The sequence below is a fragment of the Mastigocladopsis repens PCC 10914 genome (genome assembly GCF_000315565.1).
Classification (GTDB): domain Bacteria; phylum Cyanobacteriota; class Cyanobacteriia; order Cyanobacteriales; family Nostocaceae; genus Mastigocladopsis; species Mastigocladopsis repens.
Genome location: NZ_JH992901.1, coordinates 391,040 through 408,693, shown reverse-complemented (window position 1 = coordinate 408,693; position 17,654 = coordinate 391,040). Strand labels below are relative to the sequence as shown.

The following is a 17,654-nucleotide window of genomic DNA, read 5'->3' as shown; positions in this document are numbered from 1 at the left end:
TTAACAACCAACAACCAACAACTAACGACTCACAAACCCACAATAGGAGGCTTCATATTGACTAGGCTGAAAGTTGGTATCAATGGATTTGGTCGGATCGGGCGGTTGATGTTTCGTGCTGGTATCGACAACCCTAACATCGAGTTTGTCGGTATTAACGACTTAGTACCAGCAGATAACCTTGCATACTTATTAAAGTACGATTCAACCCACGGAACCTTTAAGGGCAACGTTGAAGCAAAGGATGATGGCATCGTTGTCAATGGACACTTCATTCCTTGCATATCAATTCGGAATCCAGCAGAATTGCCTTGGGGTAAATTGGGTGCAGATTATGTCGTTGAATCTACAGGGCTCTTCACTAACCATGAAGGAGCGGCAAATCATCTGCAAGCAGGAGCAAAGCGGGTGATCATTTCCGCTCCTACTAAAGATCCAGACAGGGTTCCTACTCTATTGGTAGGTGTCAATCATCACCTGTTTGACCCAGCAAAAGACACCATCGTCTCTAATGCTAGCTGTACCACAAACTGTTTGGCTCCTGTCGCGAAGGTCATCAACGATAACTTTGGATTAACCGAAGGGCTGATGACCACAGTACACGCTATGACCGCCACTCAACCTACTGTAGACGGTCCCAGCAAAAAGGACTGGCGCGGTGGACGTGGCGCAGCGCAGAACATTATTCCCTCTTCTACAGGCGCAGCAAAAGCTGTGGCACTCGTTTTGCCAGAGTTAAAAGGCAAGTTGACCGGCATGGCACTCCGGGTTCCCACTCCCGATGTTTCAGTCGTTGATTTAACCTTTAAAACTGCCAAAGCTACCAGCTACAAAGAAATTTGTGCAGCCATGAAAGCGGCTTCCGAAGGGGAGCTAAAAGGTATTTTGGGTTACACAGAAGACGAGGTTGTTTCCACAGATTTTCAGGGTGATACTCGTTCTAGCATCTTTGATGCTGGTGCTGGTATGGAGTTGAACTCTAACTTCTTCAAAGTTGTTGCTTGGTACGACAACGAGTGGGGTTACTCGAACCGCGTCATTGACCTCATGTTGTCTATGGCACAGAAGGAAGGTTTGTTGGAGCGTGTACCTGCTGGTGTAGCTTAACAGTTATCAGTTGTTACTGATATCTACTTGAAGGGGATTTAAAACCGCAGATGCACGCAGATAAACACAGATAAATTATCTGTGTGCATCTGTGTTTATCTGTAGTTTTTTATTCTTTACCGTACGTACACCCGCTGAACTTTATATCTGTTGTATCGCCTTATAGGTCGATAAACTGGTCGAACTCGGTATCGCCTCATAGGTCGATAAACTGGTCGAACTCGGTATCGCCTCATAGGTCGATAAACTGGTCGAACTCGGTATCGCCTCATAGGTCGATGGACTGGTCGAACTCGGTATCGCCTGTGGTATCTTCTAGCCAAAACTAACGGTTGAGTTTCATTGTCAACTGGGTTCACCTCTGGCTTTGAACTCTGCTGCCCAAAAGCATTATTGAAATAGTTATCATTTAACTGACCTGCTTGAGCAAATGAAGACGGATAAACTATAGCAAACACTAACATCGCTGTGGCGAATAACTTGTGTATGCCTTTTGAGTGGGATATCGCGATTCTTAGTTGACAAAAATTATTATTAGTCATAGCAAATCTCCTTTTCATAAAAGTCATTTGTGACTTAGGAGTGCTGATTGATTGTGTTGAGCGTGCTGATCACTTCTTACTTCTATATAAATAGGACAATTGAGGAGCTATGCGCTTTGTTTACAGAACAAAACATAATTAGGTAAGATACCAACCTCAAACATAGTGCTAAATGGAATTCAAGCTCTATGAGATTTAAGCTAAGGAAGGAAAATAGAACTCAACAAGAGGTTGTTGCGACAACATCGTGCTTAAGTAGTGTTAGGACTATCAAGCAATTTCTGTTCTGAACTCTGCCTCAAATATCGCGATGGTTAGCAAAACTATACACACCCAACCGTTTACCGACCAGAAACCAGGTACTTCTGGACTGAGAAAGAAGGTTTCTGTCTTCCAGCAGCCTCATTATTTGGAAAACTTTGTGCAGTCCATCTTTGACAGTCTGCAAGGGTATCAAGGTCAAACTCTAGTTTTGGGAGGCGATGGTCGCTACTACAATCGTCAGGCAATTCAAACTATCCTCAAAATGGCAGCCGCCAATGGCTTTGGTCAAGTGCTGGTCGGCAATGGTGGTATTCTTTCTACCCCAGCGACCTCTGCCATTATTCGCAAATATGCGACTTTTGGTGGTATAATCCTCTCTGCCAGTCACAATCCTGGTGGTCCAGAAGGTGACTTTGGTATAAAATATAATATTAGTAATGGTGGACCAGCGCCGGAAAAAGTGACGGAAGCCATTTATGCTCGTAGCAAAGAGATTGATAGCTACAAAATTTTGGATGTTCCTGATGTCAATCTTGATACCTTAGGAGAGGTCAAGATAGGCGATATGGCGGTGAAGGTGATTGATGCCGTCACAGACTACGCAGAGTTAATGCAGTCGCTATTTGACTTTGACCGTATCCGGGAACTGGTGACGAACGGGCAGTTCCGGATGTGCATCGACTCCATGCACGCTGTGACCGGACCTTATGCTCACAAGATTTTTGAGGAGCGTTTGGGCGCAGCACAAGGTACTGTGATGAATGGCACTCCCCTAGAGGACTTTGGTGGAGGACATCCCGATCCCAACCTAGTTTATGCTCATGATCTGGTGGATATTCTGTTCGGAGAGAATGCTCCAGACTTCGGTGCTGCTTCCGATGGCGATGGCGATCGCAATATGATTCTGGGACGCCAATTCTTTGTGACTCCTAGCGATAGCCTAGCAATATTAGCAGCAAATGCCAAATTGGTTCCTGGGTATAGCTCTGGTTTGGCAGGAATTGCCCGCTCTATGCCCACCAGTCAAGCCGCAGACCGCGTGGCAAAACAACTGGGGATTGAGTGTTATGAAACTCCCACAGGTTGGAAATTCTTTGGTAATCTACTAGATGCAGGTAGAGCTACTCTGTGTGGTGAGGAGAGTTTCGGCACAGGTTCCAACCATATCCGCGAAAAAGATGGACTTTGGGCTGTGTTGTTCTGGTTGAATATCTTAGCAGTGCGACAACAGTCAGTCGAGGAGATTGTCACAGAACACTGGCAAACCTACGGACGCAATTACTACTCACGCCATGATTATGAAGAGGTAGATAGCGATCGCGCCAACACCCTAATCACAAGTCTGCGTGCTATTGCGCCAAACCTCAAAGGAAAGCGGTACGGTTCCTATGAAGTTGAGTACGGTGACGACTTCAGCTATACCGACCCAGTTGATAATAGCGTCAGTCAAAAGCAAGGGGTTCGCATTGGCTTCACCGATGGTTCGCGGATTGTCTTCCGGCTATCGGGTACGGGTACACAAGGCGCGACTTTAAGGGTCTATTTGGAAAGCTACGAACCTGACCCTGCAAAGCAGAATCTTGACCCACAACAAGCACTCTCCAACCTCATCACCATCGCAGATGAGATTGCCCAAATTCACGCTTTGACTGGCATGGACAAGCCAACTGTTATTACCTGATATTGAGGGGTGGGCATTTAGCTATAGCTCATGCCCCCTCATGTGTGACTTTCCATCACTAAGCCCTTTTTGACACTCCTCAGCCTAAAGGCATGAGGATTCTTGCTTCAACCGTCCGGACTAGATACCGAAATGCAAGCATTCAAATATCCCCGGTGCGGATACGTCCACAAGCGTACACGGACTGCCCGACCGCGTTTGAAAAGGTTTATTTAATTTCTTATTTTTACTCCCACATTTGTGAGCCACTGCGGTGGACGGGTTCCCCGGCATAAAGCAAGTGGCGGTACAAGATTTTGGGTTTATTGCCCCCAGGGTTCTGGATCAGGAGTTGTCCACTTGACCTACTTGGCTTTTTTTATGTGCGCTTTACCGCTGTATTCTATTGTCGTACAACGTGGTGTCTTTGTTCCCGAATTTAAAAGTCGTCCTAGAAGGACGAGGCTTTAAACCCAATTTTTCGGTAAAACTCAAGAGTAATGAAAATAAAACCACAGATTAACACAGATAAATTATCTGTGTTAATCTGGAGGACACTGCTGTGGTGAGCACCTCGTGAGGGAGGGTTTCCCGACCCAGGCGACTGGCGTGCATAGTTCCCCGACTTGAGGCAAGTGTCCGTTGTGCATCTGTGGTTCTAAATTATCGTTAACCACTCTAAAAATCAGGTTCTGCTGACCCATGAAAATACTAGTACTGAATGCCGGATCGAGCAGTCAAAAGAGTTGTGTGTACGAAATTACGGGTGACACTCTCCCTGAAGAACCTCTCAAACCCCTATGGGAAGCAAAAATAGACTGGACTCACCATCAAGGCTTTGCAGAGATTGAGGTCAAAACAGATACTGGCAAACAGCTGCAAGAGGAAATCCCAGCAGACTCGCGACCTCAAGTCATCGCTCATATGCTTGATACGCTGTGGAGTGGTTCCACCCAGATCATCAGTCAGCCATCAGAAATTGATGTGGTGGGGCATCGCGTGGTACATGGTGGACAAGAATACCGGAAGAGTGTGGTAATTACTGAAGATGTGAAAAAGGCGATCGCCCGTCTTGCCACCCTCGCTCCTGCCCATAATCCGGCTAATTTGGAAGGCATAGAGGCGATTTCGCAACATTTGGGATCTGTCACTCAAGTAGCAGCATTTGATACTGCATTTCATTCTCATCTACCTGATGCAGCAGCCATCTATCCTGGTCCATACGAGTGGGTAGAGCAAGGTATCCGTCGCTACGGTTTTCATGGCATCAGTCATCAGTACTGCGCTGCGCGTGCTGCTCGCATCCTGGGTCAAGATTTAGCATCTCTGCGGTTAATGACCTGTCATTTGGGCAACGGTTGCTCTTTGGCAGCAATTAAAAATGGTCGCAGTATTGATACAACTATGGGATTCACTCCACTAGATGGATTGATGATGGGCACTCGTTCTGGTGCTGTTGACCCAGGAATTCTGATTCACCTGATGCGGCAATCTGATTATTCGGTTGAGAAACTCGACCATGTTCTTAATCGTGCTTCTGGCTTACGTGGAATTTCTGATGTCTCTAATGATATGCGACAGATTAGAGAGGCAATTTCCCAAGGTAACTCCCGCGCTCAATTAGCATGGGATATCTACGTGCATCGCCTGCGGTCTTATATGGGTGCTATGCTTGCAACCTTAGGGGGATTAGATGCCCTGGTGTTTACCGCAGGTGTGGGTGAAAATAATCCTGATATTCGCGCCGCCGCTTGTGAAGCCTTTGGATTTTTGGAACTAAAACTTGACCCCGAAAAAAATGCACATCAGCCTGTTGATGTGGATATTGCTACCCCTGATTCGGCGGTGCGGGTACTCGTGATTCACACGGAAGAAGATTGGGAAATTGCTTGTGAATGTTGGCGAGTGTTGAAACAGAGTTGTTGAGTGACAAATAATTTATCACCACAGTTAAATTATTTATTGCTCAACAGTTGGTTTCCGTAAAATTTACAGAGGAATTATGTCTGTTAAAAATGTTTAGCATATTAATAATGACTAATAGTGAATACAATTAGTAATAATCACTTAAGAACCCAAAACCGTACAAATTTTATCTACCTATAGATTGATTCTGTTGCAAGCGCAGCTAAAAAAATTTCAGTCTACAGGTCGATCCATACTTTATTGAATTCAAAGTAGAAAGAAGATTACGCTGATCCTTAACGAAATCTTATTGGGAGCCGCAATCAAGCAAGTAAAGATAGAAGCATATATAATTTAACATTCAAATTGACGAAATTAAAGTATAGGCTTCTGTGTTAAAAGTTAAGATTGTTTTGCAACCACTGCTCAAACTTTCTCGATAGATACCAAATTAGGTAAGCTATAGTGTATCCAAGATTCATGACAGGCAGTATTTATGATGCTTGTCAGCCAGGAATTGTAACCAGGCGTGACTTTTGGATAGCCTAGTTTTTGGAGGAGTTTAAATGAAGAATATTGGTTTTGATTTATCTATGTTACGTCCAGTGCGTTTTGTCATTGTGGCATTTACCTGTGCATTACTGATTTTCTCTAATGCTTTGCCTGCTGCTGCAATTGGTAGCCAAAAGAGCAATCCTGAAGACGCGACCACACAGCTCCTTGGAACTCAGAAAGAAACAGACAAACTATCTACAGAAGCACCTCCAGGATTGGAAGAGACACAACAGAGAGCAAACGAGGGACTTAACGAGATTCAAGGAGCTGCTGATATTGAGAAGATGAAGCGTCCAGAGAATTCTCAAACGGCAACCACAGTAGAAGATGAAGTGAAAAACTTGTTGAATAAAGTCACAGGTAACCAGTAAGTAGGACTTCATGCCTTTTCATAAACCAGGGTATACTTTGGTGTACTTTGAGAAGTTGGTGTGACAAGTAAGTTATTGCTCAATGTTCTAGTGTTTTGAGCAGTTTGATAATTATCACCGTTTTGTAGGCATCTTGATTGCTCAGTCAAGATGTCTATTTCTATCTTGGATGTCGCAAGAGGACTCCCGTTACAGGCTTCGCCTTAACGGTGAGATGAATTGCGACCAATAAAAAACATGGCTTTGCAATACCTTGGTGTAGTAGAATATACTTGCCACCAAAAAAATTAGGGTTAGGCAAGATTGGTGTTTCTCCACCAGACAACTCGCATCACCAAAAGGAAATACCTGATGAACAGGGGGGTCGAATGTTGTGAATGAGACAAACGATACATCAGAATAAGTATTTTGTGACTGCGGTCGGGCAGCCCGTGGTAGTAAAACAGATGCTTGTGGAGGGGAATCTGTCGGGGTCAGTGCCTGTGGGAGAGTTTTTAACTCGTTATACCACAGTGGGCTAGAAAAACCTGTTGAAGCAAGAATCTCCCTTCAAGGCTTCGCCTGTGAAGGTGAGAGTGTCAATTAAAGATGACAATCCTTCCTTCGGTTGATGATCGTATGGGATTGAATTTGTGAAGTTAGTAAAGAAGCTAGCTGAGGGATTCAAAAAAATGCGAAAGATAAACATTGGTTTGACCGAAGAACAACGTCAAGGTGTTATTAATCTGTTGAATCAAGATTTGGCAGATGCCTATGTACTGTTAGTGAAAACGAAAAAGTTCCACTGGGATGTTGTCGGACCTCAATTCCGCAGCCTGCACCAGATTTGGGAAGAGCAGTACCAAGCACTGACTGAAACTATCGATTCCGTAGCTGAGCGGGTTCGTGCTTTAGGCGGTTACCCTGTTGGCACATTGGAAGGATTTCTGAAGATTGCTAGCCTCAAGGAGGAAGGCGGTAACGTCCCCACAGCAACTGGTATGGTGGCTCGACTGGTGGATGACCACGAGCAGGTTATTCGGAACTTGCGGGAGCATATAGATCAGTGCAGTGAGAATTTCCATGATGAGGGAACTGCTGACTTCCTGACAGGATTGATGGAAGGACATGAGCAGATGGCTTGGATGCTGCGCTCATTTATTGAAGGGCAGTCACTGGAACCAGACGGTACACAAACCCTTGCAGGAACCAAAACTCCTGTCGGCGTGTAGCCATCGGCTGATTGAGCTTAAAGCATAACGTTTAAGTTGAAAACGGCAGATTGAGGTTTGAGTAAATCTTCCGCATCTATCCCCTCAGTCTGCCAACTGAAAAAGTTAAAAGGAGTATTCAAGTGCCAGAACCATATAAGGCAGAACGTACCATCTCGGCTATTTTTAAAGAGCACAAGCAAGTTGATGATCTTATTCGGCGTTTACTAGACCGGGGTGTTTCTAGGGATCATATCTCGGTGATGGGTAGAAACTTTCAGTCAGAAACTCGAATAGCTGGCTTTATTACTAAAAGAGATGTGATTTTGGGAGGTTTGAGAACTGGGGCAATCTTTGGCTCATTGTTCGGTTCCTTCCTCAGCTTGCTCACGGGAGTAGGCGTACTGTTCATTCCCTTTGTTGGTCCAATTGTAGCAGCAGGTCCTATTGGTGCAATTTTATTAGGGGCTGCTAGTGGTGCGCTCGCAGGTAGTGCAGGTGCTGGTTTAGTATCTGTTCTCACCACATTGGGTATGCCAGAAGACAAAGCAGCAATTTACCAAACTCGCTTGCAAGCTGGTGAATTTTTGGTGATGGCAGAAGTTCCAAGTGATCGTGCTGGAGAATTCCAATTACTGATTCAAAGTGCTGGTGGCGAAGAAGTTCACACAATTGAGCAGGCGTTACCTCGTGCTTGTGCTGGTGGCTGCAACACTCCTGAGGATTTATCTCCAGAAATTCGCTCTCATCTTTCACCTGAAGCTCAAGGCACATTCGTTGAACGCTATAACACTGTACTAAAAGAAACGAATGATGAAACCAAGGCTGAACATGCAGCTTGGGAAACAATTCATCAGCAATATGATGAAGATGAAAATGGCATTTTTTCTAAGGCAAAAACAACCGTTTAGTAAATCTTCCAATAGTTAACAGTTACTATTAACTATTGATTATTAACAATACAGTTCAGTTAAGGATTGTTTGTGGAGATTCCATGCGTGTAGAGACGTTGCATTGCAACCTCTCTACATTTGAACCGTATTGGACTATTAACAAATTGTTAGGGCAATTTATAACTAGAAACTCTGATTGTTAACTGACCTTTTCGTGGGTCTTGCCTAAACACAAAAGCTCCTTTTTCCTTCTCGCCACCAGATAAAAAGTCAATCTGCATATCCCCCGTTTCTTCTACTTTGCCATTTATCTGCAACTCTGCCATAATCTGAATCGACTCGGCTGTTTCTCCTCCAGAATTAGCCACTTCAAAGGGAACATAAAACTGTCCATCTACTTCACGAATTGCCTGTTTGTTACTGACAGAAAGGATAGGAGGTTGATCCTTTTCGTTGACCCAAGTATAACCTACCAAACTGACAACCACTGCAAGGATGAATGAAGCTGCACTTAATGTTACCCATTCCGCTGGTGTTCTCTTTGGTTGTTGTTGTTCTTTTTTCCCATCAGTGAATTCATCTGATTTCGTCATACTGCTAACCGTCCTGCTGCACCTCCGATAGTCGCAGGCAATCCAAGTATCAAACTCTGCTCAAGCCAAATTGCCCAAGGGTCGCTAAAAGTTAATTTTTGAAAGAACCACAACATAAATGCAGCTGCTAGCAGTGACACCAAGTATGACATAACTGTTTCGCTGATAGGTCGTTGGAAAATTCCTTGTTGCTGCCTGCGCTTTTGTTGATCTGAAAAGCCTGCTTCAAACACAATGCCATAGGAAATGAGCACAGATGTGGCAATAATTGCCAAAAGCCAGGGTGGTGACACCGCTGCTGCTAACATAGGAATTTCATCTGTTGGCGCAATGTTAAATGCAATGACGGTAGCACCAATTAAGGTTGCACCTATATCAGCGAGGGTTCTATGTAACTCGTCTGGGTTCTTTGTGCTTTTATGACTAGCTTCACCGCCTGTTCGCCCTTGAGCATTCCCATCACGAGTATCTCCTAAAAACTGGTTGGCTAATGCCACACCTAAGGTAAATGGGACGCTTTCAAAGACAATTTTACCCAAGGCTTCTTGAAGTGGAGATTCAGATGTGACTTCTTGCAGTAACAGGAGCATAAAGGCAGAACAAGTTAATCCAATCGCTATCGCTTCTACAGTATCTGTTACTGCTCCATAAGGTGGTGAGTGCCTTCTGCTTCTACGAAAACCTTCTGTCCGGTTAAGCAAGAAAATGACCAGAAACATCAATGCGATCGCCAAAATTATCATTGATGGTTTTGCTAGCGAGCCTATCCACCAGACTTCCATTGTGTAGAGCAAAGGGATGCCAAACAAAAAACCTCCACACGCACCCCGAATGATGTCATTAATCTCATTGACCCACACATTTTTTCTACGCTTTGTTCCTACACCCATACTTTGCTAGCCATGAGTCCTTTCTTTTATGGTAGGTATTTAGTTATTAACAAGCATTCTAAATGCGTTGGCTCACATCTACTAGGCGAATTGGTCTAAGAAATAATTGCTATTGACCCTGAATGACCAATTCGCCTTTATTTTTCCTCACTATCCACGATTTAGGAAACTTTAACTTAATCAAGAGTAAAATCTTTAAATATTTTTTATACTAACTTACTACAGTTCTTGCTTGCATCTATCGCTAGATAGGAGTTTTCTATTAATTTATATAAAATATTCTTTGTCTCTAAACTTTTTCCTGAAAACCTGTTTCTTTCTTTTTTATGATTCAAATCATTCTTCTGATAGGTACGCACAAAAACCAACCATGATAATTTATGATTCTGGAGAAAATATTAATTATAAAGAAGAGGCAAAATATGAGCGTTGAGAAGAGAGTAGAAGCAACTGCCAAAAATATCGAAGGTAAAGTTCAAGAAATAATTGGTGACTTAAGTGGCAACCCACAAGATAAAGCCGAGGGTCAAGCTAAACAAGCTGAAGCACAAGTCATTCATACCACCGAGAACATAAAAGATGAAGTCAAAAAAGTTATAGAATAGTCTAATAACTATTCTAAGAAACTTTGGTTATATGTGTCATTAACCACAGTTTTTGAGTCATAAATATTCTATAAAATACTCCAGCTTGTAGAGCACACTGGAGTATTTTGATAGATATAAGAAAAAAAGGTTAGTCCTACTGAATTGGCTCTAACCATTGTTTCCGCTATCATTGATCTAAACAGCGCTGCGATTAGTAATTAAGCCCCATATGAAGATAGCAACCATTGCGCCAAGGACAGCAACAATCAGACCAGGAATACTTAGGGTAGCTGCAGTTAGTTGAATCGTTCCCGTTTCTAACAGGGTAACTATGCTACCTCCTACAAATGCTCCAATAATACCTAAAATCATCGTGGAAAGAATCCCACCGCCTTGACGACCAGGATAAATAGCTTTACCGATTGCCCCAGCTATAAGACCCAGAACTATCCAAGCAATAATGTTCATAATTTCATTCCCCAATTCCTTAACACTGTTGTAATTAATCTATCAATTGAAATCAAATAACTCTTCTATCGCAAGTCCAGTAGCTATTCTGTCGTAAGAAATAACTGTTAGAAATACTGTCAAATGCAGTTAAAGTGTTTGCAACAGAGCTAATGAGTTGCGTAGATCAGGGAAATTAGTATTAGTTAAAAATGACATCTGGCATCATCTGGGAGTTTTCAAACTTCCTAAAAGCACAAAACCCGCTGACGCGGGCTAAATAAAAAGGAGTAGATGAACCGGATTTAATATGAGTCCAAAAGTTAAATCCTGTTCGTCATGTAAAGCAAATCTTTATTTATTTACTAGCACAAATATAGTTGATGCTTCATACAAAATCATTAGAGATTTGCATTCATACTACAGCTGACTACACCCTAGTGGTTGTTCGGCTTGCTTATTTTCAGCCTAACACGTCAGAGGAACTGCAAAGTAGACAGTTAGACTGTTTGAACTCTTGTTCATTACTCAACTGAAGGGTATGGGTAGTGGTGTGAGAATTGCAATCTGTTATCAGATTATGAGTGGAAAAACTTAGCAGAGTTCTACAGTGCATTTCCTCATGAGAGTAGGGTGCTGAGTTTGTGATTCAGATTCTGCTGCTCATTTAATCATTGGCAAGACTCAATCCACGCATTGGCGTATACTTCATGCTACTAAGCCAGAACGTAGCGCGCGAACAGCAGCTTGGGTACGGTCATCAGCACAAAGTTTATTCAGGATGTTGCGAACATGGGTTTTAACGGTGCCAACTGTGATGTATAGTTTCTCAGCAATCTGCCCGTTGCTGCACCCAGCGACAATCAGCTCTAGAATCTCCAGTTCTCGTTGAGTGAGTGGATAAGTTTCCAAAACTTGCTCGTACTCTGATGACAGTGCCTCAATTTTTACAGTCTTGGGCTGATCAGATGGCTGGTTTTCTGGGATACCTTGCCGCATTTGCTGTAGCACCACATTGGCGATCGCCGGATCGATCCAAGAGTTACCTCCGTGAGTCGCTTGGATGGCTTCCGTCAACTTATCGATGCTCGTATCCTTCATGTAGTAAGAATCAGCCCCTGCTGCAAAAGCAGCAAGTACAGCATCCTCTGTATGATCCATTGTCAAGACAAGGATTTTTGTTGTTGAATCACCTGTCTCGGCTTGGAAGTGCCTGAATCTTCGGGTGAGTTCAATCCCATCTATGTCTGGCAAACCAATATCCACAACAGCCACATCTGGCTTCGCTGTTTCCAGAAGTTTCAGTCCTTTGGTCCCATTTGGTGCTTCACCAATAACTCGAAGTGTGCTATTTGACTGCAATGCAGCCTTTAGCCCCATTCTTGTCAAGTCATGATCCTCAATTAAAACAATACTAATTTCACTCATTGCTACACTCACGCTCCGTTAATTGCATCTGTCGATAGCCGACATTTTGCCCACTGTTTTTTTTATTTTCCAAAACCAAAGATAGATGATATTTTAACAAACTTGCATCCACCGATAGAAGTAAGGAACTTACTATCTTCTTTCCTTTTGACACAGGCTAATATCTAGCTTGGGGTATATGGAGAATTTATGAAATATTATGAAATACTTGTACACATTCCAACTGGTAGCTCTCAAATTTACTAGTTGAGAGAATGTGTCTTTCCTCGTGCAAGAAGGCAGAAGGGAATAATACTTATTCCATAATGGTTTAGCTGTTTTTTTACTACCCTTGTGATTTCCGCCACGCTGTACTAGTCGTTAAGTAATAATTTAGTCATTTATAACTAGTTTGTAGCTACTAATAACTCTGGATACGAATTAAACTATAACGCTAATTTTCTAGAAGAGTTAATAAATTTTAACAAAAAAGAAAGGTATGGCTCAAGATTTCAAATCTGCTGACACTAATACAAAGAAATTAGAGCAGGTCGAAGCAGCTTTACGAGAAAGTGAGCTACGTTTTCGTGCCATCTTCAACCAGACCTTTCAATTTATGGGAATCATCAAGCCAGATGGCACTCTCGTTGAAGCTAATCGAAGGGCATTAGAATTTGGAGGATTGACCAGCGCTGAAGTGATTGGGCGCTTGTTTTGGGAAGCTAGCTGGTGGGATTCACCCAAAACTCAGGCAATCCTACGAGAAGCAATTGCTCATGCTCTAAAAGGAAAATCCATTCGCTGCCAAGTCAATGCTGCTTCTTCAAACAATACAGTCGCAACTATTGACTTCTCTATTAAACCCTTTAGAGATGAAACTGGGCAGATAGTATTATTAGTAGCAGAAGGTCGGATTTTCCCTAATACAGATGTAGAGCATTCGCCAAATCACCAAAATAACGAACAATTGGAGCATGAAACAGTTTCCCCCGTACAGTGGGAAATGAAAGAACAAAACCAGCTTTACAGGGATATTGTCAACAATATGCAATTCGGCTTGGTTGTGTGGCATTTAGAAGACCCCAACGATATTACCTCGTTTCGGCTTGTGACCACAAACCCTGCTGCATCCCGGCTGACAGGACTCACTCTCGAACAAGAAATTGGCAAGCGAATCGTTGAATGTTTTCCCAAAATGTTTTTGGAGAGGAAAACATCTTTGGAACTGTATGCAGAGGTTGCCAAATCCGGTCGAGCAGTAGACCAGTATCAAGTTTATTACGGCGATGAACGCATACCAGGTAGCTATTTCAGCGTTAAAGTGTTTCCATTACCGAATCTGTGTATTGGAATTGCGTTTGATAACATTACTCAGGGTAAGCAAGCCGAGCGAGCATTGCTCGAAAGTGAGCGCCGTTGGGCAACTCTAGCAAAAATGTCCCCTGTAGGGATTTTTCGTACAGATTTATCAGGAAACTATCATTACGTCAACAAACGATGGTGTGAAATTGCTGGACTTTCTGTAGAAGATGCTCTTGGCAAAGGGTGGAGACGTGCTGTCCATCCAGAAGACCTAGAGCGTATCGACACACAAGTCAAGCCAGAGGAATACCTGCCACTTGAGTATGAGTTTCGCTTCGTGCATCCAAATGGGAGGATAAACTGGGTGTTTTCTCAAGCAGTACCTGAAACTGAGGACGACGGGAAGGTGATTGGCTACGTTGGTACAGTTACAAATATCACTCAACACAAGCAGGCAGAGCAAGCACTGCGCGAGAGCGAGGAAAGATTCCACGCGATGGCAGAAAATGCTCCTGTGATGATTTGGGTGTCTGGTGTAGATCAGCTCCGTACTTACTTTAATAGTGGTTGGCTAGAGTTTACCGGACGCACAATGGAACAAGAACTAGGCAATAGTTGGACACAAGGAGTGCATCCTGAAGATATCAAGCATTGTTTAGAGACACAGAGCATCGGGTTTGATGCGAGGGAACCATTTATGATGGAATACCGCCTCAGACGTTTTGATGGTGAATATCGCTGGATTTTAGATAAAGGCACTCCCAGGTGGAATCCAGATGGCAGTTTTGCTGGATACATTGGTTCATGTATTGATATTAGCGATCGCAAGGAAGCAGAAATTGCTCTCCAACAAAGGGCAGAAGAACTCACACGCACGAATATAATTTTGGCGCAAACAACAACATTGTTGAAAAAACGCAATGATGAACTAGACCAGTTTGCCTACGTGGCGTCCCATGATTTGAAGGCGCCTTTGCGGGCGATCGCCAGCCTCTCAGAATGGATGGAAGAAGACCTGGCTGATATTCTTCCAGAAGAAAATCAGCACCAAATGCGCCTGTTACGAGGGCGAGTGCGCCGAATGGAATCCCTCATCAACGGCTTGCTAGAATATTCACGAGTTGGGCGCACTCAAACTCCATCCGTGATGGTGAATGTGACCGCATTGCTTAGGGAAGTGATTGACTTACTTGACCCGCCACAAACTTTCACGATTGAGGTCGAACCAGGAATGCCTATCTTTGAGGCAAAGCGAGTTCCCTTGCAACAGGTGTTTAGTAACTTAATTGGTAATGCGATTAAGCACCATTCACGACCTGATGGTTATGTTAAAGTTTCTGTAAAAGACCAGGGACATTATTACGAATTTGCTGTCTGTGACGATGGTCCCGGTATTGCCCCTGAGTATCACAATAAAATTTTTAATATCTTTCAAACACTAGAAGCTCGCGACCAAAAAGAAAGTACGGGAGTTGGGTTGGCAATTGTTAAGAAAATAATTGAAACAGAAGCGGGGACTATGACCATGAAGTCTCAGGTCGGGGTAGGAAGCACTTTCAGCTTCACTTGGCTCAAACAACCAGTTCAATAGTGCTAAGTCTTGAGGAACGAGCTATTACCTTCCTTGATCCCACTTAGCACTCGTTCCTCAGCAGTTGGCACTAGTGTGGGAAGTTAGTATGTACTTCTGACCAAGGGCTGAAGACGGGTGTTTCACTGCCCATCTACAATTGTGGTGAGCTGAACCGAGTATTTTATTTTACTCGGGTTCAGTTCTATTTGCATAATATGATTATTTTCATGCCTGTTAGGGGTATTTGTTGTTATGTTTTGGTGCAGTGACAGATCCACAGGAAAAGATCTGAATATCTTATATTCCGGTAATTTCATCATTAATAAACCGGAACATCGATCAAACAGATTGTATTTAATAAAAGGAAATGTCAGAAAAAGTGATTAATATACTACTTGTGGAGGATGACGAAGTTGATGTGATGAATGTCAAACGGGCATTCAAAAAAGTTAATATTACCAATCCACTTTATGTTGCTACAAATGGAATTGAGGCGCTAGCAATGCTGCGTAGCAATAACGGTCAGCCACCAGAGGTTCCTATGGAGCGACGTTTGGTTTTACTAGATTTAAATATGCCTAAAATGGGAGGAATAGAGTTCCTTCAAGAATTACGTTCTGACCCTCGATTAAAACCAATTCCTGTGGTAGTCATGACAACCTCAAACCAGGATAAAGACCGTGTGGAAGCCTATAACCTGAATGTTGCTGGCTATATCCTTAAGCCTGTCACTTTCTCTAACTTTATTGAGCTAATGGCAACGCTTAATAAATATTGGACATTGTGCGAAATGCCGTAAGCTAACTCGTGCTGCAATTTTAGGTTTGAGATTAAAGAATTGTTGTCATTAGTTATTAAGTGTTGGTTGTTTGACTAGTCCATAGCTACTATAAAATCTAAAATTTTTACAAGGAAAATTAGAACAATAGAATGTTATACATTCGCTAAGAAAATAGAAATGATATACATGAAAACAGTGTGTTTAATGGCGATGGCTAGAAGCAATGGAAGAGAAACTAAGAATTTTAGTTGTAGACGATGACGAAGTAGACCGCATAGCAGTGCGTCGTGCTCTCACCAAAGCAGGCGTTGAGATGGAACTGTCTGAGATGGTTGACGGTACGCAAGTACTGGCTATCCTGACCGATACTTTGTACGACTGCGTATTTCTCGACTATCGCTTACCAGACCAGAATGGTTTAAGCCTACTCCAAAAACTTCGTTCACATAACATCAACGTGCCTGTCATTGTCCTTACAGGTCAAGGAGATGAACAGATCGCAGTTGAACTGATGAAAGCAGGCGCTAGCGATTATCTTTCCAAGTCTAGGTTATCACCGATAATCTTGGCACAGGTTTTGCGGAATGCCATTCGGATTCACCGAGCAGAAATGCAGGTCGCCTTGGCAAATCAACAACTGCGTGAAAGTAATGAGCTACTTATTCGTAAGAACCAGGAACTGGAAGCACAGCGGCAACATATAGAGCTACAAAACCTGAAACTCATTGAAGCATCGCGGCTCAAATCGCAGTTTCTGGCAACTATGTCTCATGAGTTGCGGACACCAATGAATGCCATCATTGGGTTTTCTCAGCTCTTGTTGCGTCCCAAGTGTGGTCAACTTACAGATCAGCAAACAGATATGGTACAGCGTATCCTGAACAATGGGAAACATTTGCTGATGCTGCTTAACGAAGTTCTTGACTTTTCTAAGCTAGAGGCAGGAAGGTTGGATTTAAAACCCGACATATTTGATTTGTCAAAGGTCGTAAACGCCACTGTGGAAGAGATGCGTTCTCTAGCAGAGCAAAAACATTTGTCTTTGTTTATTCAAAGTGACTTGCAAAACCCTGTGGTGTTTAATGACCCAATTCGTGTGCGACAGATTTTAACGAATCTGCTCTCAAATGCGATCAAATTCACAGAGTCTGGCGGTATTGCAGTTGAAGTTAAAGAACTGTCAGAAAATGAAGTAGAAATTGCGGTTCGTGATACAGGCATAGGTATTGCTCCAGCCGACCTACAAAATATTTTTGAAGCTTTTCGGCAAGTTGATCAAAGTATCACGCGCAAATATCCTGGTACAGGTCTGGGTTTACCAATCATAAAAGCGCTGCTACAAAAGATGGGGGGCAAAATCGCTCTTGAAAGTCAGTTGGGTGAGGGTTCAGTCTTTCGGGTTAAAATACCACGTCAAATATCATCCTTAGCTGAACAAGGTCAAGATAGGGCATCAAACTCGACCCATGCTTCAGCCAAAAAAAAATTTTTGGAAACAACAGGAAATTCCTCGCTTTGCTCAAGAAGGTGTACAGAGCAAGAGCAAAGATAGGTAATTATAAAATCCCAACAGGAAGTTAAACGATA

15 protein-coding genes are annotated in these 17,654 nt (G+C 43.0%); 10 read left to right on the top strand and 5 right to left on the bottom strand.

Annotated features, from left to right (window positions below; all coding sequences use genetic code 11):
- Positions 1-57 precede the first annotated feature (57 nt).
- Positions 58-1,107, top strand: coding sequence for a type I glyceraldehyde-3-phosphate dehydrogenase (gene gap, locus MAS10914_RS0103930; RefSeq protein ID WP_017314598.1), 1,050 nt, complete (start codon positions 58-60; stop codon positions 1,105-1,107).
- Between the two features lie 116 nt (positions 1,108-1,223).
- Here gap and MAS10914_RS33885 read toward each other — a convergent pair whose 3' ends face one another.
- Positions 1,224-1,649, bottom strand: a complete 426-nt coding sequence (locus tag MAS10914_RS33885) for a hypothetical protein (RefSeq protein ID WP_156818085.1) — start codon at positions 1,647-1,649, stop codon at positions 1,224-1,226.
- Between the two features lie 310 nt (positions 1,650-1,959).
- Between MAS10914_RS33885 and MAS10914_RS0103925 the strand changes: the two genes are divergently transcribed.
- The 5 genes from MAS10914_RS0103925 (at position 1,960) to MAS10914_RS0103900 (ending at position 8,505) form a co-directional block, all read left to right on the top strand.
- Positions 1,960-3,594 carry an alpha-D-glucose phosphate-specific phosphoglucomutase gene (locus tag MAS10914_RS0103925; protein ID WP_017314597.1) on the top strand — a complete coding sequence of 545 codons (1,635 nt, stop codon included), beginning with the start codon at positions 1,960-1,962 and terminating at the stop codon, positions 3,592-3,594.
- 681 nt (positions 3,595-4,275) lie between these two features.
- Positions 4,276-5,499 (top strand): acetate kinase, encoded by a 1,224-nt coding sequence (locus MAS10914_RS0103920; protein ID WP_026082322.1) that lies wholly within the window; start codon positions 4,276-4,278, stop codon positions 5,497-5,499.
- A gap of 545 nt (positions 5,500-6,044) precedes the next feature.
- Positions 6,045-6,404, top strand: coding sequence for a hypothetical protein (locus MAS10914_RS0103915; RefSeq protein ID WP_017314595.1), 360 nt, complete (start codon positions 6,045-6,047; stop codon positions 6,402-6,404).
- A gap of 671 nt (positions 6,405-7,075) precedes the next feature.
- Positions 7,076-7,615 carry a Dps family protein gene (locus tag MAS10914_RS0103905; RefSeq protein ID WP_017314593.1) on the top strand — a complete coding sequence of 180 codons (540 nt, stop codon included), beginning with the start codon at positions 7,076-7,078 and terminating at the stop codon, positions 7,613-7,615.
- Between the two features lie 122 nt (positions 7,616-7,737).
- Complete coding sequence (locus tag MAS10914_RS0103900) at positions 7,738-8,505, top strand: ChaB family protein (RefSeq protein ID WP_017314592.1); 768 nt, start codon at positions 7,738-7,740, stop codon at positions 8,503-8,505.
- Between the two features lie 149 nt (positions 8,506-8,654).
- Here the strand turns inward: MAS10914_RS0103900 and MAS10914_RS0103895 are convergent, their stop codons facing one another.
- Together MAS10914_RS0103895 and MAS10914_RS0103890 are read right to left on the bottom strand one after the other, a co-directional pair.
- Positions 8,655-9,080: a TIGR02588 family protein gene (locus MAS10914_RS0103895; protein ID WP_017314591.1), complete on the bottom strand. Its 426-nt coding sequence runs from the start codon at positions 9,078-9,080 to the stop codon at positions 8,655-8,657.
- Positions 9,077-9,970 carry a TIGR02587 family membrane protein gene (locus MAS10914_RS0103890; protein ID WP_017314590.1) on the bottom strand — a complete coding sequence of 298 codons (894 nt, stop codon included), beginning with the start codon at positions 9,968-9,970 and terminating at the stop codon, positions 9,077-9,079. The genes MAS10914_RS0103895 and MAS10914_RS0103890 overlap by 4 nt, the downstream gene beginning before the upstream one ends.
- A gap of 422 nt (positions 9,971-10,392) precedes the next feature.
- Here MAS10914_RS0103890 and MAS10914_RS0103885 point away from each other — a divergent pair, with 422 nt between their 5' ends.
- Positions 10,393-10,575 (top strand): CsbD family protein, encoded by a 183-nt coding sequence (locus tag MAS10914_RS0103885; protein ID WP_026082321.1) that lies wholly within the window; start codon positions 10,393-10,395, stop codon positions 10,573-10,575.
- A gap of 177 nt (positions 10,576-10,752) precedes the next feature.
- Here the strand turns inward: MAS10914_RS0103885 and MAS10914_RS0103880 are convergent, their stop codons facing one another.
- Both MAS10914_RS0103880 and MAS10914_RS0103875 read right to left on the bottom strand, forming a co-directional pair.
- Positions 10,753-11,025, bottom strand: a complete 273-nt coding sequence (locus tag MAS10914_RS0103880) for a GlsB/YeaQ/YmgE family stress response membrane protein (protein WP_017314588.1) — start codon at positions 11,023-11,025, stop codon at positions 10,753-10,755.
- A gap of 687 nt (positions 11,026-11,712) precedes the next feature.
- Positions 11,713-12,432 (bottom strand): response regulator, encoded by a 720-nt coding sequence (locus tag MAS10914_RS0103875; protein WP_017314587.1) that lies wholly within the window; start codon positions 12,430-12,432, stop codon positions 11,713-11,715.
- 478 nt (positions 12,433-12,910) lie between these two features.
- Between MAS10914_RS0103875 and MAS10914_RS33425 the strand changes: the two genes are divergently transcribed.
- From MAS10914_RS33425 to MAS10914_RS29545, 3 genes are all read left to right on the top strand, one after another.
- On the top strand, positions 12,911-15,304 hold the full coding sequence (locus MAS10914_RS33425; RefSeq protein WP_017314586.1) for a PAS domain S-box protein: 2,394 nt from the start codon (positions 12,911-12,913) through the stop codon (positions 15,302-15,304).
- A gap of 349 nt (positions 15,305-15,653) precedes the next feature.
- Entirely contained in the window at positions 15,654-16,085 is a 432-nt protein-coding gene (locus MAS10914_RS0103865; protein WP_017314585.1) for a response regulator, read from the top strand.
- A gap of 205 nt (positions 16,086-16,290) precedes the next feature.
- Positions 16,291-17,619: an ATP-binding response regulator gene (locus MAS10914_RS29545; protein ID WP_017314584.1), complete on the top strand. Its 1,329-nt coding sequence runs from the start codon at positions 16,291-16,293 to the stop codon at positions 17,617-17,619.
- Positions 17,620-17,654 lie beyond the last annotated feature (35 nt).

What these genes read in the sequence shown, in the direction of transcription:
- MAS10914_RS0103915 (WP_017314595.1), top strand. Translation starts at nt 6,045, where the DNA reads ATGAAGAATATTGGTTTTGATTTATCTATGTTACGTCCAGTGCGTTTT.
- MAS10914_RS0103905 (WP_017314593.1), top strand. Translation starts at nt 7,076, where the DNA reads ATGCGAAAGATAAACATTGGTTTGACCGAAGAACAACGTCAAGGTGTT.
- MAS10914_RS0103875 (WP_017314587.1), bottom strand. Translation starts at nt 12,432, where the DNA reads ATGAGTGAAATTAGTATTGTTTTAATTGAGGATCATGACTTGACAAGA.
- MAS10914_RS33425 (WP_017314586.1), top strand. Translation starts at nt 12,911, where the DNA reads ATGGCTCAAGATTTCAAATCTGCTGACACTAATACAAAGAAATTAGAG.
- MAS10914_RS0103880 (WP_017314588.1), bottom strand. Translation starts at nt 11,025, where the DNA reads ATGAACATTATTGCTTGGATAGTTCTGGGTCTTATAGCTGGGGCAATC.
- MAS10914_RS0103925 (WP_017314597.1), top strand. Translation starts at nt 1,960, where the DNA reads ATGGTTAGCAAAACTATACACACCCAACCGTTTACCGACCAGAAACCA.
- MAS10914_RS0103895 (WP_017314591.1), bottom strand. Translation starts at nt 9,080, where the DNA reads ATGACGAAATCAGATGAATTCACTGATGGGAAAAAAGAACAACAACAA.
- MAS10914_RS0103865 (WP_017314585.1), top strand. Translation starts at nt 15,654, where the DNA reads ATGTCAGAAAAAGTGATTAATATACTACTTGTGGAGGATGACGAAGTT.
- MAS10914_RS0103885 (WP_026082321.1), top strand. Translation starts at nt 10,393, where the DNA reads ATGAGCGTTGAGAAGAGAGTAGAAGCAACTGCCAAAAATATCGAAGGT.
- MAS10914_RS0103920 (WP_026082322.1), top strand. Translation starts at nt 4,276, where the DNA reads ATGAAAATACTAGTACTGAATGCCGGATCGAGCAGTCAAAAGAGTTGT.
- MAS10914_RS33885 (WP_156818085.1), bottom strand. Translation starts at nt 1,649, where the DNA reads ATGACTAATAATAATTTTTGTCAACTAAGAATCGCGATATCCCACTCA.
- MAS10914_RS29545 (WP_017314584.1), top strand. Translation starts at nt 16,291, where the DNA reads ATGGAAGAGAAACTAAGAATTTTAGTTGTAGACGATGACGAAGTAGAC.
- MAS10914_RS0103890 (WP_017314590.1), bottom strand. Translation starts at nt 9,970, where the DNA reads ATGGGTGTAGGAACAAAGCGTAGAAAAAATGTGTGGGTCAATGAGATT.